Origin of the sequence: Tropicimonas isoalkanivorans (assembly GCF_900112335.1) — a bacterium.
Taxonomy (GTDB): Bacteria; Pseudomonadota; Alphaproteobacteria; order Rhodobacterales; family Rhodobacteraceae; genus Tropicimonas; species Tropicimonas isoalkanivorans.
Genome location: NZ_FOLG01000001.1, coordinates 357,784 through 371,266, shown reverse-complemented (window position 1 = coordinate 371,266; position 13,483 = coordinate 357,784). Strand labels below are relative to the sequence as shown.

At 63.5% G+C, this 13,483-nt stretch carries 17 protein-coding genes; 12 read left to right on the top strand and 5 right to left on the bottom strand.

What is annotated here, in order from left to right; all coding sequences use genetic code 11:
- Positions 1–3: 3 nt before the first annotated feature.
- From BM075_RS01715 to BM075_RS01705, 3 genes are read right to left on the bottom strand one after another with little or no spacing between them, the layout of a single operon-like run.
- A complete protein-coding gene (locus tag BM075_RS01715; RefSeq protein ID WP_093358841.1) occupies positions 4–654 on the bottom strand; it encodes an HAD family hydrolase in 651 nt (216 codons plus the stop codon).
- Between the two features lie 8 nt (positions 655–662).
- Positions 663–1,589 carry a methylenetetrahydrofolate reductase gene (locus BM075_RS01710; protein ID WP_093359384.1) on the bottom strand — a complete coding sequence of 309 codons (927 nt, stop codon included), beginning with the start codon at positions 1,587–1,589 and terminating at the stop codon, positions 663–665.
- Between the two features lie 26 nt (positions 1,590–1,615).
- Positions 1,616–1,912, bottom strand: a complete 297-nt coding sequence (locus BM075_RS01705) for a virulence factor (protein WP_093358839.1) — start codon at positions 1,910–1,912, stop codon at positions 1,616–1,618.
- A gap of 266 nt (positions 1,913–2,178) precedes the next feature.
- Here BM075_RS01705 and BM075_RS01700 point away from each other — a divergent pair, with 266 nt between their 5' ends.
- Positions 2,179–3,291: a Ppx/GppA phosphatase family protein gene (locus tag BM075_RS01700; RefSeq protein WP_093358837.1), complete on the top strand. Its 1,113-nt coding sequence runs from the start codon at positions 2,179–2,181 to the stop codon at positions 3,289–3,291.
- A 115-nt stretch (positions 3,292–3,406) separates the two neighbouring features.
- Positions 3,407–4,132 carry an RlmE family RNA methyltransferase gene (locus BM075_RS01695; RefSeq protein WP_093358835.1) on the top strand — a complete coding sequence of 242 codons (726 nt, stop codon included), beginning with the start codon at positions 3,407–3,409 and terminating at the stop codon, positions 4,130–4,132.
- Here the strand turns inward: BM075_RS01695 and BM075_RS01690 are convergent.
- Positions 4,129–4,383: a hypothetical protein gene (locus BM075_RS01690; protein WP_093358833.1), complete on the bottom strand. Its 255-nt coding sequence runs from the start codon at positions 4,381–4,383 to the stop codon at positions 4,129–4,131. The genes BM075_RS01695 and BM075_RS01690 overlap by 4 nt on opposite strands.
- Before the next feature lie 240 nt (positions 4,384–4,623).
- The gene (locus tag BM075_RS01685; RefSeq protein WP_177208211.1) at positions 4,624–5,301 is read right to left on the bottom strand and encodes a DUF4386 domain-containing protein; all 678 of its coding nucleotides are present in this window, start codon (positions 5,299–5,301) and stop codon (positions 4,624–4,626) included.
- Positions 5,302–5,748: 447 nt separating this feature from the next.
- Between BM075_RS01685 and BM075_RS01680 the strand changes: the two genes are divergently transcribed.
- From BM075_RS01680 to BM075_RS01640, 10 genes are all read left to right on the top strand, one after another.
- Positions 5,749–6,114: an NADH-quinone oxidoreductase subunit A gene (locus BM075_RS01680; protein WP_093358829.1), complete on the top strand. Its 366-nt coding sequence runs from the start codon at positions 5,749–5,751 to the stop codon at positions 6,112–6,114.
- Positions 6,105–6,638: a NuoB/complex I 20 kDa subunit family protein gene (locus BM075_RS01675; protein WP_093358827.1), complete on the top strand. Its 534-nt coding sequence runs from the start codon at positions 6,105–6,107 to the stop codon at positions 6,636–6,638. The genes BM075_RS01680 and BM075_RS01675 overlap by 10 nt, the downstream gene beginning before the upstream one ends.
- An 88-nt stretch (positions 6,639–6,726) precedes the next feature.
- A complete protein-coding gene (locus tag BM075_RS01670; protein WP_093358825.1) occupies positions 6,727–7,335 on the top strand; it encodes an NADH-quinone oxidoreductase subunit C in 609 nt (202 codons plus the stop codon).
- On the top strand, positions 7,332–8,579 hold the full coding sequence (locus BM075_RS01665; protein WP_093358823.1) for an NADH-quinone oxidoreductase subunit D: 1,248 nt from the start codon (positions 7,332–7,334) through the stop codon (positions 8,577–8,579). The genes BM075_RS01670 and BM075_RS01665 overlap by 4 nt, the downstream gene beginning before the upstream one ends.
- Before the next feature lie 9 nt (positions 8,580–8,588).
- Entirely contained in the window at positions 8,589–9,146 is a 558-nt protein-coding gene (locus BM075_RS01660) for a hypothetical protein (protein ID WP_093358821.1), read from the top strand.
- A complete protein-coding gene (locus BM075_RS01655) occupies positions 9,146–10,333 on the top strand; it encodes an NADH-quinone oxidoreductase subunit E (RefSeq protein ID WP_093358819.1) in 1,188 nt (395 codons plus the stop codon). The genes BM075_RS01660 and BM075_RS01655 overlap by 1 nt, the downstream gene beginning before the upstream one ends.
- The gene (locus BM075_RS01650) at positions 10,333–10,575 is read left to right on the top strand and encodes a DUF5337 domain-containing protein (RefSeq protein ID WP_245758709.1); all 243 of its coding nucleotides are present in this window, start codon (positions 10,333–10,335) and stop codon (positions 10,573–10,575) included. Before BM075_RS01655 ends, BM075_RS01650 begins: the two co-directional genes overlap by 1 nt.
- A gap of 11 nt (positions 10,576–10,586) precedes the next feature.
- The gene (gene nuoF, locus BM075_RS01645; protein WP_093358817.1) at positions 10,587–11,867 is read left to right on the top strand and encodes an NADH-quinone oxidoreductase subunit NuoF; all 1,281 of its coding nucleotides are present in this window, start codon (positions 10,587–10,589) and stop codon (positions 11,865–11,867) included.
- Between the two features lie 408 nt (positions 11,868–12,275).
- The gene (locus tag BM075_RS24325) at positions 12,276–12,419 is read left to right on the top strand and encodes a hypothetical protein (protein WP_177208210.1); all 144 of its coding nucleotides are present in this window, start codon (positions 12,276–12,278) and stop codon (positions 12,417–12,419) included.
- A 135-nt stretch (positions 12,420–12,554) separates the two neighbouring features.
- Positions 12,555–12,989: a DUF5333 domain-containing protein gene (locus BM075_RS01640; protein ID WP_093358815.1), complete on the top strand. Its 435-nt coding sequence runs from the start codon at positions 12,555–12,557 to the stop codon at positions 12,987–12,989.
- Positions 12,990–13,483: the final 494 nt, after the last annotated feature.

The window sequence follows — 13,483 nt, the reverse complement described above, 5'->3', positions numbered from 1 at the left end:
CGGCTATCCTTTGAGTTTCTCGATATGGGGCGCGAGGTGCGGGTCGGCATAGTTCTTGATCGTCAGCGAGGCGCCGGCGTCTCGCAGGGTGGCGTCGTCCAGAAGGGAGCGGATGCCGATGGTCTTGAGCCCTGCACCTGTGGCGGAGCGGATGCCCGGAGGGCTGTCCTCGAACGCCAAGGAGGCCGCGGGATCGGCGCCGAGCCGCCGCAGACCTTCGGCATAGGGCGCGGGGTCTGGTTTGCCGCGGGCGCATTCGTCGCCAATCACGAGGGTGTCGATCCGGTTTGTCAGGCCGAGTGCCTCCAACACAGCCTCGCCATTTTCGCGCGGCGCGTTGGTGACGACGGCCTTGCCCCAGCCCATGCGGTCCGCGAGGTCGAGCAATTCGAACGTCCCGGGTATCGGTTCCTGACCGGCCTTCAGGCGCCTGCGGTACTCGGCCTCCTTATAGTCCGCCATGGCCTCGGCATCCTCGCCGGGGAAGAGTTCGGCAAAGATGTGGGCGTTCAGGCGGCCATGAATATTCTCGCGGTAGAATTCGAAGTCGATCTCCTGGCCGCGTTCGGCGAACATCTCGATGAAGACGGCGGCGTGGAGGGGGTCGGAATCGATCAGGGTCCCGTCCAGATCGAAAAGCAGGGCAGTTGTCATATGGACTCTCAGGCGGTTGCTGCGGCAGCCCGGGCTTCCGCGCCGCCATGTTCGGCCGTCCAGTCGGCCGCCGCCTTGATACCCCCCAACGGAAAGAAGTGCACCTGCTCTATAGCGAAATCCGGGTTTGCGGCCTTGTGGAGGGCAAGCTCGGTCAGGATTTGCCCGGGCTCGAAGGGCTTGACCAGCTTGCTCACGTCCCGCGCCCTGCGCTGCAGCACCCGCAGGCTCGGGCCGACTCCGCAGGCGACGGCGAACTTGATCATCGTCTGTAGCTTGGCAGGGCCGGCGATGCCGATATGCACCGGCAGGTCGATGCCGGCCGCGCGCAGGCCGTCCGCCCAGGCGATGATTGGCGCGGCTTCGAAGGCGAACTGGGTCACGATGGCCATCCGCGCGTCCGTCCGCTCGGAAAAGGCCTGTTTCCAGCGCAGCGCCTCCATCACGTTGCGCGCATTGCCATCGGGGTCGATGTCGCGGTTGCCTTCCGGGTGGCCCGCGACGTGCAGGCGTGTGAAGCCGGCCTTGTCGAACATCCCGGTTTCGAGAAGCTGCATGGAGCAATGGAAGTCGCCGCGTGGGGCGTTGAGGCCGCCGCCGAGCAGGAGCGCCTCGGTCACGCCGGCCTCGCCCTGGTAGCGTGCGATCCAGTCGCCGAGCGTCGCCTCATCTGGGATCAATCGCGCCGGGACGTGCGGCATCACGGTAAAACCGTCCGCAGAGAGTCGTCTGGCCGTCGCCACCATGTCGTCGATCGGCGTGCCGTCGATATGGGCGATGTAGACCCGGGTGCCCGGCGGTAAAAGCGCGGGGAAATCCGCCACCTTGGCGGCAGTGCGCGGCATCACCTCGATGGAATAGCCCTGCAGAAAGGCCTGAAGGGCCGCCGTGCTATCGGGGCGGTGGGTGCGTTTGCGGAAGGGTAGCAGAGCCATCGCGGCCTCCAGGATCTGTGCCGGGATCACTCCCATCCGGCGTTGGTGACGAGCTGTTTCAGGCGGGCATTGTCGTATTCCAGGTCCAGCCGGGCGGCCTGCGCCGCGGCCACGTCCTCCGGCGTTCCTTCGGCGGAAAGTGCGGTGTCCTTGCGCCAGTCGGCGAGATAGGCGTCGCTGTCCTTCGCCCCAACGGCCATGGCGCACCGGTCTATCGCCTGCTCGAATCGCTCGGGCAGGGGGGCCTTGGCGCCGCGCCGGCCCTTGCCCACGATGACCTGGGCCGGGATGTCTCGCCAGTAGACGATGGTGACATCGGGCATGAAACCAACTTCCTTTCGCGCTGCTCATTTCGGTTTACGATGCATCCCCGCCCGCGCGGCTGCGAATACCGACATCGCAGTGAACAACACCGACCTGCCGCGCCGTCTGGCGGTTCCCTGCCGCCGTACGGGCACTTCCTGACCGCTTCGGAGCGCCCTTCCGGGCGGATGCGGTCGAAACCGACGCCATTGCGCCGCACGGCTCGGACTTGCACGCGAAGGCCCGGATGGCTACCTTGGATACAACTTGAAATGGAGGGCGTGATATGACGCCCAGGCGTCCCGTTGGTGCGGGCGCGTTCCCGAAACCGGTCGTAACCCCCGCGCCAGAACCGCCCGATCCTGTGGCGCCGTATGCCGCGCTGGATCTGGGAACGAATTCGTGCAGGATGCTGGTCGCCCAGCCAAAGGGTAGCCAGTTTCATGTCGTGGACAGCTTTTCCAAGTCGGTCCAGCTGGGCACGGGGTTGGAGGCGAGCGGGCGCCTGTCGCGGGCCTCCATGTCCCGCACGGTGCAGGCGCTCCGGATCTGCAAGGCGAAGTTCCAGAAGCACAAGGTACAGCGGATGCGGCTGGTGGCGACAGAAGCCTGTCGCCGTGCCAAGAACGCACGAGATTTCATCCGTCTTGTCCGGCGCGAGACCGGTCTGAAACTCGAAATCATCCGACCGGAGGAGGAGGCACGGCTGGCGGTCGTGTCCTGTGCGCCACTCGTTTCGGTCAGGACCGAACAGTTGCTCGTGGTCGATATCGGCGGGGGGTCTACGGAACTGGTGTGGATCGACCTGAGTCGCGTGCCCGGTCCCGACCGGCCGCGCGCGATCATGCGGCTCCATAAGGGTTTCGACACCGGTGACCATCCGTTCCCCACCGCGAAGGTGGTGGATTGGATCTCCGTGCCGCTTGGGGTGGCGACGCTCAAGGATCTGTTCCGGGACGTGGAGGACGACGCGGGCCGATTTGCCCTGATGAGCTGGTATTTCGAGGAGCAACTGGCAGAGTTCTCGCCCTACGCCCACGAACAGGCGCGGGAGGGGTTCCAGATTATCGGCACCTCCGGGACGGTCACAACGGTTGCCGCGAGCCATCTGGGCCTGCGCCGATACGATCGAACCAAGGTCGACGGGTTGCGCATGACCTCCGACCAGATCGACGCGGTAATCCGCGGGTATCTGGACCTGGGCGAAGCCGGCCGCCGCGCCGACCCGCGCATCGGCAAGGACCGCCACTCGCTCATCATGTCCGGGGCCGCGATCCTTCAGGCGCTCATGCGCGTCTGGCCGACCGATCGCCTGTCAGTCGCCGACCGCGGACTGCGCGAAGGGCTTCTTTATGCGCAGATGTCTTCGGACGGCGTGTTGGAGGACGGGCCTTTCTGAAGCCGCCTTCGGCGAGGATATTTTCGGACACAAGAAGCCGATGGGGTTCACTTGCCGTCCGTCTGCTCCTATTCCGGCCGTAGATTAGACAGGACCCGGCACGCGTGGGGGCAAGATGGCAAAGAATACCAGCGGGCGCGGACAGCGCGATCTGAAGGTCAAGGTGAAAACGGCGCGCGGGCGGAAGCTCAGTTCTACCCGGTGGCTGCAACGGCAGCTGAACGATCCGTATGTCGCGCAGGCGAAGCGGGAGGGCTATCGCGGGCGTGCAGCCTACAAGATCCTCGAACTGGATGACAAGTTTCGCTTCCTGACGCCGGGCGCGCGCGTGGTCGATCTGGGCTGCGCCCCGGGCGGGTGGTGCCAGGTTGCGGCGAAGCGGGTCAATGCGCTCGGTGAGGCCTCGGGCAAGGCCGTGGGCACCGTATTGGGAATCGACCTGAAGCCCATTGAGCCTGTTCCGGGGGCGGAGACGCATGTGCTCGATTTCATGGAGGATGACGCGGACACCGTGGTGAAGGGCTGGCTTGGCGGTCAGGCTGACGTCGTGATGTCGGACATGGCGGCGGCGTCGTCCGGCCACAAGCAGACGGACCACCTGCGGATCATCGCGCTCTGCGAGGCGGCGGCCTATTTTGCGTTCGACGTGCTGGCGCCAGGCGGCACCTTCGTGGCCAAGGTTCTGGCGGGTGGTGCCGAGGGCGAGCTGCAAAAGCTGCTCAAGAACCGTTTCGAAAAGGTCGCCAATGTCAAACCCCCGGCGAGCCGATCCGATTCGTCGGAGAAGTTCGTCGTGGCCACTGGATTCAGGGCCGCCGACGCGGACAGCGAAGCGCCCTAGCGGACGACGAGGGCGAGAGTAAGCCAGAAGGCCACCGGCCCACCCCATCCGGCATGGGCAAAGACGAGCGTCGACATTCCCAGAAGGACCAGCACGTTGCCGATCAAGGGGATCTGCGCGGTCACGGGCAGATTGCAGACGCGCGCACGAAGAACCTCCGGCGGAAGCTCGACAATCAACCCTGTCAGGATGCGTAGAACAAGCGCTCGACAGGAGCGGGCAAGAAGAACGAACAAATAAATACTCGGCATGATTCCTCGAATAGGCAACTCTTTAACTCCCGCGGCTGTGAAGCGCGTTCTATGTTTGTACCAATGGCCGTTGCAAAAACGTTAACCCATTGTTTCAAATGCAATTCCAATCCTCGTGCAACCATACAGATTCGGGCGCCGCATGAAAAGATGTCTCTTTGGTGTCCCGGGAAAAGCGCGAATGAGGCGTAATCTGGGCTGCATGGATCAGATGCAGCGTCACCGCAGGCGGCACCCGGATCAGGAGGACGTGGAACGCGCCTTTCGGCCACCGACCAGGAGCCAGAGGCAGAAGGATGTCTCTGCGACGATAGAGACCAGATAGGCTGGGCTGAACGCCAGGCTGAGAGACGGTGCCAGGAGGCGCAGTGCCGTGCCTGCGAGGTAGACCGCTCCCGCGGCGGCGATCAGAATGCCAAGCCAGCGTGCGAACATCGGGTGTCTTGCGACGAGCCAGCCCGTACACAGGCAGCTCAGTCCGAAGAATGCCAGACCGATGTCGTAACCTGTGCCGTGCAGCTCCATCAGAGTTCTGGCGACCGACACGGGTCCGGCGGGGTCGGTTTGCATCAGGTGAAGCGCGGCGTACGGCAACAGAAGGTTTGCCCCGATGACGGCGGATTGAACGAGGCGAAAGGCCGTGGCCAGGGCGGCGATCAGCGGGCCGCGAGGCGAGAGAATGGCGAAGAGCAGAACGGCGAGCGCCACGTCGCATAGCGCCATCAGGAGGTCTGCCGTCAGGCTGAGCCGGAAGATGGCGTCACCCTCGAAGAGCCGGTCGGCCAGCGCATCGTCCGTGGCGGACAGCATCGGCTGGCGCACGGCCAACTCGCTCCACAGTCCGCAGGCAATGATGATGAGGTACAGCAAGCCCGCCAGGCGGAACAGGCGACGGTCGGCGGTGGGCGTGTGGATCATGCAGCGCGGCTCCGGGCATGGGGCGTTCGCGCAAGAATGCACCATTCACCTCTGCGGCGAAATCCCACGCCGGTCACATGGCACTCGGCGCACGGCGTCGCGCAGCACTCGGGCCGTGTTCATAAATTCATCGAGAGCATCTCCGGTGTGTCTTTCGTTCCGGGGCCGTGGCGCTATGTTTAGCAGGTGGGTAGTTTTAAAAGGCGCAGCTTGGTCCTGAGGCCAATCGGAGCGACGGCAATCACTCGGCCGCGCGGACGTTCAAACGGGGCAAGCGGATGCTTCGCGAAACGCCGCTCCCGTGTCGCGTCCCCGAGGTCGGGACGGGACAGAACGCCGCTTCGCGGAGGCACTCCGCCGGTTGACCCCGTCGGGGGGCGCGCGTAAACCGCAAACTAGCCCGTGACGCCCCGCGCACCCCGTGCGCGGGCAGACAAGGAGCCGGCCGTGGACGACCTTCTCAGAGAATACCTTCCCGTTCTCGTCTTTCTCGCAATCGCGATCGCTTTGGGGGTGGTTTTTGTTGCGGGCGCGTGGCTCGTGGCCCCCTCAGACCCCGACCCGGAAAAACTCAGCGCCTACGAATGCGGGTTCAACGCGTTCGACGACGCGCGGATGAAGTTCGACATCCGGTTCTACCTGGTGTCGATCCTGTTCATCATCTTCGACCTCGAAGTGGCGTTCCTGTTTCCCTGGGCGGTCTCCTTCGGGGCACTGTCCATGGCGGCTTTCTGGTCCATGATGGTCTTTCTGACCGTGCTGACCGTCGGTTTCGCCTACGAATGGAAAAAGGGAGCCCTCGAATGGGAGTGAGCACAGCCCTCAACGACGCCGGTCCCGACAAGGAAGTCATGGCAGAAGCCCTGCACAGGGAAGTCTCCGACAAGGGATTTCTGGTGACCTCGACCGCCGACGTCATCAACTGGGCGCGGACGGGCAGTCTGCACTGGATGACCTTCGGCCTGGCCTGCTGCGCCATCGAGATGATCCACACGTCTATGCCGCGCTACGATCTGGAGCGGTTCGGCACTGCCCCGCGCGCCTCGCCGCGCCAGTCCGACATGATGGTCGTGGCCGGCACGCTCACCAACAAGATGGCGCCCGCGCTGCGCAAGGTCTACGACCAGATGCCGGAGCCGCGCTACGTGCTGTCGATGGGGTCCTGCGCCAACGGTGGCGGCTATTATCACTACAGCTACTCGGTGGTTCGCGGCGTGGACCGCATTGTGCCCGTGGACGTCTACGTTCCCGGCTGCCCGCCGACGGCCGAGGCGCTGCTCTACGGTATCCTGCAAATGCAGCGCAAGATCCGCCGGGTTGGCACGATCACCCGCTGATCCGCCGCGCTTGGGCTGCGATTGACGGGCTCCGCCGAGGCGACGGGGCCGGAACGACCGGACATTGACGACAAGGACGACGCCGAGCATGGACGAAGCACTGAAGGTTCTGGGGGAGCATATCGCAAGCCGCCGCCCCGATTGCGTGGCCAACTGGCGAGTGGAGCTTGACCAATTGACGATCGAGGCCGCGCCGGCGTCGATCATTGGGCTGGTGGAGTTCCTGAAGTCCGACGGGACCTGCCGCTTCACCCACCTGATCGACATTACCGCCGTAGATCATCCCGAGCGGGAGCGGCGCTTCACGGTGGTCTATCATTTCTTGTCCATGCACCAGAACCAACGCGTCCGCGTGCGCGCGGCAGTTCGGGAGGACGAGAGCATCGCCTCCCTCACGGGGCTCTTTCCCAACGCGAACTGGTACGAGCGGGAAGTGTTCGACATGTTCGGCGTGCTGTTCACCGGCCACCCGGACCTGCGCCGTATTCTCACGGACTATGGCTTCCGCGGCCATCCGCTGCGCAAGGACTTTCCGACAACAGGCTATGTGGAATTGCGCTACGACGACGCGCAGAAGCGCGTGGTTTATGAACCGGTCAAGCTGGTGCACGACTACCGGCAGTACGACTACCTCTCGCCGTGGGAGGGGGCGAAATACGTCCTGCCCGGGGACGAGAAGGGCGAGGAGGCGAAATGATGGACGGCGACACCCGCATCAACCGCTACGACGACGGATCGACCGACGCCCGCACCGGCGAGCAGCAGATCCGCAACTTCAACATCAACTTCGGCCCGCAACACCCCGCCGCACACGGTGTTCTGCGGATGGTTCTGGAGCTGGACGGGGAGATCGTCGAGCGCGCGGACCCGCATATCGGCCTGCTTCACCGCGGGACCGAGAAGCTGATGGAAAGCCGCACCTACCTCCAAAATGCGCCCTACTTGGACCGGCTCGATTATTCCGCGCCAATGAACCAGGAGCACGCGTATTGCCTCGCCATCGAGAAGATGACCGGCGTTCAGGTGCCGCGCCGTGCCAGCCTGCTGCGCGTTCTGTTCGGCGAACTGACCCGCATCGGCAACCACGTGATGAACTGTACCACCCAGGCAATGGACGTGGGCGCACTGACCCCGCCGCTTTGGGGGTTTGAGCCCGGCCGGGAGGAGTTGTTCGTCTTCTTCGAGCGGGCCTCCGGCGCGCGGATGCACTGCAACTATTTCCGGCCTGGGGGTGTGCATCAGGATGTGCCGCCGGATCTGCTCGACGACATCGAAGCCTGGTGCGAACGCTTCCCGAAGGTGCTGGACGATCTCGACGGACTTCTGACCGAGAACCGGATCTTCAAGCAGCGCAACGTCGATATTGCCATCGTCACCGAGCAGGACGTCTATGATTGGGGCATGACGGGCCCGATGGCCCGCTCCGCCGGCCTCGCCTGGGACCTGCGGCGCGCGCAGCCTTACGAATGCTATGACGAGTTCGACTTCCAGATCCCCGTCGGCAAGAACGGCGACTGCTACGACCGCTATCTGATCCGCATGGAAGAGATGCGGCAGTCTGTGAAGATCTGCCAGCAAGCGATTGAGAAACTTCGCGCACCGGACGGGCAGGGGGACGTGCTTGCCCGTGGCAAACTGACCCCGCCGAAGCGGGGCGACATGAAGACCTCGATGGAAGCGCTGATCCACCATTTCAAGCTTTACACCGAGGGCTTCAAGGTGCCGGCTGGCGAATACTACGGCGCCGTCGAGGCGCCGAAGGGTGAGTTTGGTGTCTACATCGTCTCCGACGGCACCAACAAACCCTACCGCGTCAAGCTGCGCGCGCCGGGCTACACCCACCTGCAGGCCATCGACCACGTCGGCCGCGGCCACCAACTCGCCGATATGGCCGCCATCGTAGGCACGCTGGACATCGTGTTCGGCGAAGTGGATCGCTAGAGCATCGGCATGATCGGCGACAGCGGCACAAACTGGCTCGGCTCAGCGACCTTCTGGATCGCCATTTCCACTGTCTTCGCGGCCGTTTTCGTTGCCATTCAGGCCTGGTACGCGCGGGTGCAGGTTGTGGAGGCGTCGGCCTCCCGTCTGCTGGAGCAGCAGCTCGACATCTGCTTCGACACCTTCGATGCCGCCAGCGATCTCGATGCTGAACTGCGCCAACTCGCGCGCGAGGGGGAGCACGCCGAGGTTTGGCCGCCCATGGTAACCGTTGATCGGCCCTCTGACCTGGTGGCGTATCAAACCCGCGTTCCGCCGCTGCTGGCAGGGGTGGAAAACGGATTGATGAAAGCCGCCGTGCTCGGCCCGCTCGACAAGCACCGCGCGTTCCTCTCGCAGCAGATCACGGGGCTCGGAGAGCGGCTGATGGCGCTGAACCCCAATCTGGCCCGCAAGGCCGAACCCGATGTGCAGGTGAAGGAGATCTTCGCCGCGCTCAGTGATTTCGTCGGTGCCCAGTACCTCGTCAGCGAGGGCTGCAAGACCGTCGCGCAAAGGACCAACTGATGCTACGCCGCCTCTACCACGACCAGCCCGAAAGCTTCGCCTTCACCCCCGAGAACCTCGACTGGGCTCGGGCGCAGATCACCAAGTTTCCCAAGGGCCGGGAGGCCAGTGCCGTGATCCCCTTGCTGTGGCGGGCTCAGGAGCAGGAGGGCTGGCTGAGCCGTCCGGCGATTGAGCACGTCGCCGATATGCTGGGCATGGCCCACATCCGAGCGCTGGAAGTGGCGACGTTCTACTTCATGTTCCAGCTTCAACCCGTTGGCTCGGTGGCGAATATCCAGGTTTGCGGCACCACGACTTGCATGATCTGCGGCGCGGAGGACCTGATCAAGGTCTGTCGCGAGAAGATCGCTCCAAAGCCGCACATGCTCTCGGCGGACGGCAAGTTCTCGTGGGAGGAGGTCGAATGCCTTGGCGCCTGCACGAACGCGCCCATGGTGCAGATCGGTAAGGATTTCTACGAGGATCTAACGGCAGAACGGTTCGCCGAAATTCTCGATGAGCTGGCGTCTGGCGACGTGCCGACGCCTGGGCCGCAGAACGGTCGCTATGGCTGTGAGCCTCTGGGCGGGCCAGTGGTGCTAACCGAGTTCAACGAGGATGCTGCGCCTCACAACGCGTCCGTCTCGCGCGCGCTTGAGGTCGGCGATACCATCAAGCATATCGACGGTACCGAGGTGCCCCTGCTGCACCCCTGGACGGACCGCGGCGGTCGCTCGGCGGCAGGGGGCGAACAACCCGAAGCGCCGGAGGCAGAGGTGCCGGACGAGGAAGCTCGGCAATCTGAGCCAACCCCCGGCGAAGGTCATCCCATCAGCGAAGAGGGCATCACCAAGCAGGAAGCCGATGCTGATTCCGCTGCCGATGTGGAGACTCCGGTGGAAGCGCAGGAGGCTGATGGAGCCGCTGCGGCCGAGACCATGGACGAGGCCAATCGTCCTCAATGGTATGATGGCCCGCGCGGTGGAACGGCCGATGACCTGAAGGAAATCAAGGGCATCGGCCCGAAGCTTGAGGAAATGTGCCACTCCCTCGGTTTCTACCACTTCGACCAGATTGCCGCCTGGACGCCGGAGGAAGTCACCTGGGTCGACCAAAACCTGGAAGGCTTCAAAGGCCGGGTGACCCGGGACGACTGGGTCGGACAAGCCCGTGCGCTCGCCGCCGGGAACAGTTCGGACGAGTGATGGACGCGCGCGCCATGGCGAGGCCGGACCCCGATCGCGATACTGCCCGGCTGGGCCGGATCGTGGCGCTCGTGATCGCTGCGGGCGGACTGCTGGCGATCTTCGCGCCGGCGCTTGTGGTGGTGCTGGGCTTGCCGGCGCGTTATGAAATGTTGTTCTATTTCGCCTCGCTGGCGGCCTTCGTCTGGGCGCTCGTGGTGGCACTCCGGATGTGGCGGAACCGCTCCGGTGACCAGGGATGAGAGGATAAGAGATGCTGCAGGACAAGGACAGGATCTTCACCAACATCTACGGGCTCAAGGAGCGTAACCTTAACGGGGCTAAGATGCGCGGGCTTTGGGATAACACTGCCGAGATCATCGCGCGCGGACCCGAAAAGATCATCGAGGAGATGAAGGCCTCCGGTCTGCGCGGCCGGGGCGGGGCCGGCTTCCCCACTGGATTGAAGTGGTCCTTCATGCCGCGCGAGAGCGATGGCCGGCCGCATTACCTCGTTATCAACGCCGACGAATCCGAGCCTGCGACCTGCAAGGACCGCGAAATTATGCGGCATGAACCGCATCACCTGATCGAGGGTGCGCTGATCGCATCCTTCGCGATGGGGGCGCACCAGGCCTACATCTACATCCGCGGGGAGTTCATCCGGGAGCGCGAGGCGCTGCAGGCGGCCATCGACGAATGCTATGAGGCGGGCCTTCTCGGTGCCAATGCCGCGGGTTCGGGCTGGGACTTCGACCTGTATCTGACCCATGGCGCAGGTGCCTACATTTGCGGCGAGGAGACCGCGCTGCTGGAGAGCCTCGAAGGCAAGAAGGGCATGCCACGGATGAAGCCGCCGTTCCCGGCAGGCGCTGGCCTCTACGGCTGTCCGACCACTGTGAACAACGTCGAATCGATCGCCGTGGTGCCGACAATCCTGCGCCGTGGCGGCGCGTGGTTCGCCTCCTTCGGACGGCCCAACAACAGCGGCACGAAGCTGTTCGCGCTCACCGGGCACGTCAACACGCCGTGCGTGTTTGAGGAAAGCATGTCGATGTCCATGCGCGAGATGATCGAAAAATACGGCGGTGGCGTGCGCGGCGGCTGGGACAACCTCAAGGCCGTCATTCCCGGCGGCGCGTCCTGCCCGGTCCTGCCCGCGCACCTCTGCGAGGACGCGATCATGGATTTCGATTGGATGCGGGAGAACAAATCCTCTCTCGGCACCGGGTGCATGATCGTGATGGACCAGTCGACGGACGTCGTGAAAGCTGTGTGGCGGCTCGCCAAGTTCTTTAAGCACGAAAGCTGTGGCCAGTGCACGCCGTGCCGCGAAGGGACCGGCTGGATGATGCGCGTGATGGAACGCCTGATGCACGGCGAGGCGGCGGTCGAAGAGATCGACATGCTGCTCGACGTCACCAAGCAGGTGGAGGGCCACACCATCTGCGCTCTCGGCGACGCCGCCGCGTGGCCGATTCAGGGGCTGATCCGGCATTTTCGCGACGAAATCGAATACCGTATCAAGAACAAGCCCGGTATCGCTGCGGAATAGACTCCCGCTGCCGAATGCCCGGAGCCTCCGTGCGGCGCCTCTTTAGCCGAGGCGTCGGCGACCGCCATTGAACCTGGGCAGGACCCATGCCCGAGCGAGGGGATGCCTTGCTTCTGCGATCACCTCCATGATGAGGTCAAGCACTCGCCGATGGCGGGGGATTATGGGTATTTCGGCCAACAAGAAGACGGACATCGCGCCTTCTTGTTGGCCGAAATACCCAATTCCAACAGCTAAGCCTGGTCAAGCTTGGACGGTTTCTCGACACTGGCAAGTTTGCGCCCGGACCAGGATCAACCAGCGCCACATTCGTAACAAAGCTGTGTGCGACGTTGATCTGTGGCTGTCGCCCGGACATCTCTAGGCGACTGCCCCATTGTGTCGGTGGGGACTTATGGAAGGTTTGAAATGATTAAGATTATTGTCTTCGCCGCCGCTGCCTTTATGGCCATCACGCTGCTGATTTCCGCCAATGAATCTTGGGAAGGGCTGGGCACAGTAGATCGGCATTCTCAGAACCAAGTGGTCCCGTCTGAGACGTCCGGCGGCTGATCCAGTTGGGTCCTGTGCGCCATGGCATCCGATGTAAGCGGCATGATATTGAATAGCGTACAAAATGGCTCTCAGCTTCAGGCAGGCGGCGCCGATCTTTAGCGGACCGTCACCAACGAGCAGGGAAACGATAGAATGCTGAGATTCTTTACGATCGGCACGGCGATAATAACCGCACTTGTGCTTCTTTTGACTGCCAGTCTTGCGCTGGCCGGACAGGCGGACACGACGCGCGCGCTTCGGGAAAACGACAGGATTGACCGAGCGCTTACGGATTTGACGGTGGCCTATGGAATCAGCCTCTACTGCCCTTCGATTTCGGCGCGATATGTCCGCGGGTGGGGGCTGATCCGCGAGCTGGAGCATCACGCCGTCTCGCTGGGCTTTCCGCGAGATGAGGTTCATGCGTACGTGAAGGACAAGACCGAGCGAAAGCGCGTGGAGCGTCAGGCCCGTGATGTGCTGAGTGCCAAGGGGGGACGGGAGAGCGATCCGGAGAGCGTCTGCCGCGTCGGTGAGGCGGAGATCGCTGCAAAGTCTCAGATCGGGCTCCTGCTGCGGAGCAAGTAGGCGCCGGTGGCGGCATCTTCATGGGTGAGCCGGCGAAGCCCGAACCGGTCGGGTGGCCGGTGCACGGGACCCCGAATGGGGTCGTGCGCCGATTTCGGCTTTGGGGCGCCTACATTCAGGGGCATTGCGCGTCCCGACATTCTGAGGTTCTGCCGCGGTCCACTCTTGGTGTCTCGCCCGTGTCACTAAGGCGCAGGAGCGGCGGGGGCGGTTCAAGGCGACTGCTATTGATCTGTTTCTCACCCCAAAATCAGGATTCCTCGTTGCAATTGCTGTCACAGGCGTAACGAAAGTCATGAAATCACAAAGAATAAACTCTTCGGGGCGAACGGGCACCCGAACCGTAGCATACTGGTGCAACGCGTTACATCTCCCGCAATTTCATACTGACAAACATGGCAGTGTTGTCGTTCATGGGGTCAACTGCGGCGGCATAGTTGTCATTTTTGGCGATAGCGCCTGCCATGGCGGCTTTGTACGACCACACTAACGGC

Excerpts from the sequence above, each read along its gene's own strand:
- BM075_RS01690 (WP_093358833.1), bottom strand. The coding sequence starts at position 4,383 with ATGCCGAGTATTTATTTGTTCGTTCTTCTTGCCCGCTCCTGTCGAGCG.
- BM075_RS01660 (WP_093358821.1), top strand. The coding sequence starts at position 8,589 with ATGATCGGCGACAGCGGCACAAACTGGCTCGGCTCAGCGACCTTCTGG.
- BM075_RS01650 (WP_245758709.1), top strand. The coding sequence starts at position 10,333 with ATGGACGCGCGCGCCATGGCGAGGCCGGACCCCGATCGCGATACTGCC.
- BM075_RS01700 (WP_093358837.1), top strand. The coding sequence starts at position 2,179 with ATGACGCCCAGGCGTCCCGTTGGTGCGGGCGCGTTCCCGAAACCGGTC.
- BM075_RS01675 (WP_093358827.1), top strand. The coding sequence starts at position 6,105 with ATGGGAGTGAGCACAGCCCTCAACGACGCCGGTCCCGACAAGGAAGTC.
- BM075_RS01655 (WP_093358819.1), top strand. The coding sequence starts at position 9,146 with ATGCTACGCCGCCTCTACCACGACCAGCCCGAAAGCTTCGCCTTCACC.
- BM075_RS24325 (WP_177208210.1), top strand. The coding sequence starts at position 12,276 with ATGATTAAGATTATTGTCTTCGCCGCCGCTGCCTTTATGGCCATCACG.
- BM075_RS01705 (WP_093358839.1), bottom strand. The coding sequence starts at position 1,912 with ATGCCCGATGTCACCATCGTCTACTGGCGAGACATCCCGGCCCAGGTC.
- BM075_RS01710 (WP_093359384.1), bottom strand. The coding sequence starts at position 1,589 with ATGGCTCTGCTACCCTTCCGCAAACGCACCCACCGCCCCGATAGCACG.
- nuoF (WP_093358817.1), top strand. The coding sequence starts at position 10,587 with ATGCTGCAGGACAAGGACAGGATCTTCACCAACATCTACGGGCTCAAG.
- BM075_RS01670 (WP_093358825.1), top strand. The coding sequence starts at position 6,727 with ATGGACGAAGCACTGAAGGTTCTGGGGGAGCATATCGCAAGCCGCCGC.
- BM075_RS01695 (WP_093358835.1), top strand. The coding sequence starts at position 3,407 with ATGGCAAAGAATACCAGCGGGCGCGGACAGCGCGATCTGAAGGTCAAG.
- BM075_RS01685 (WP_177208211.1), bottom strand. The coding sequence starts at position 5,301 with ATGATCCACACGCCCACCGCCGACCGTCGCCTGTTCCGCCTGGCGGGC.
- BM075_RS01715 (WP_093358841.1), bottom strand. The coding sequence starts at position 654 with ATGACAACTGCCCTGCTTTTCGATCTGGACGGGACCCTGATCGATTCC.
- BM075_RS01640 (WP_093358815.1), top strand. The coding sequence starts at position 12,555 with ATGCTGAGATTCTTTACGATCGGCACGGCGATAATAACCGCACTTGTG.
- BM075_RS01665 (WP_093358823.1), top strand. The coding sequence starts at position 7,332 with ATGATGGACGGCGACACCCGCATCAACCGCTACGACGACGGATCGACC.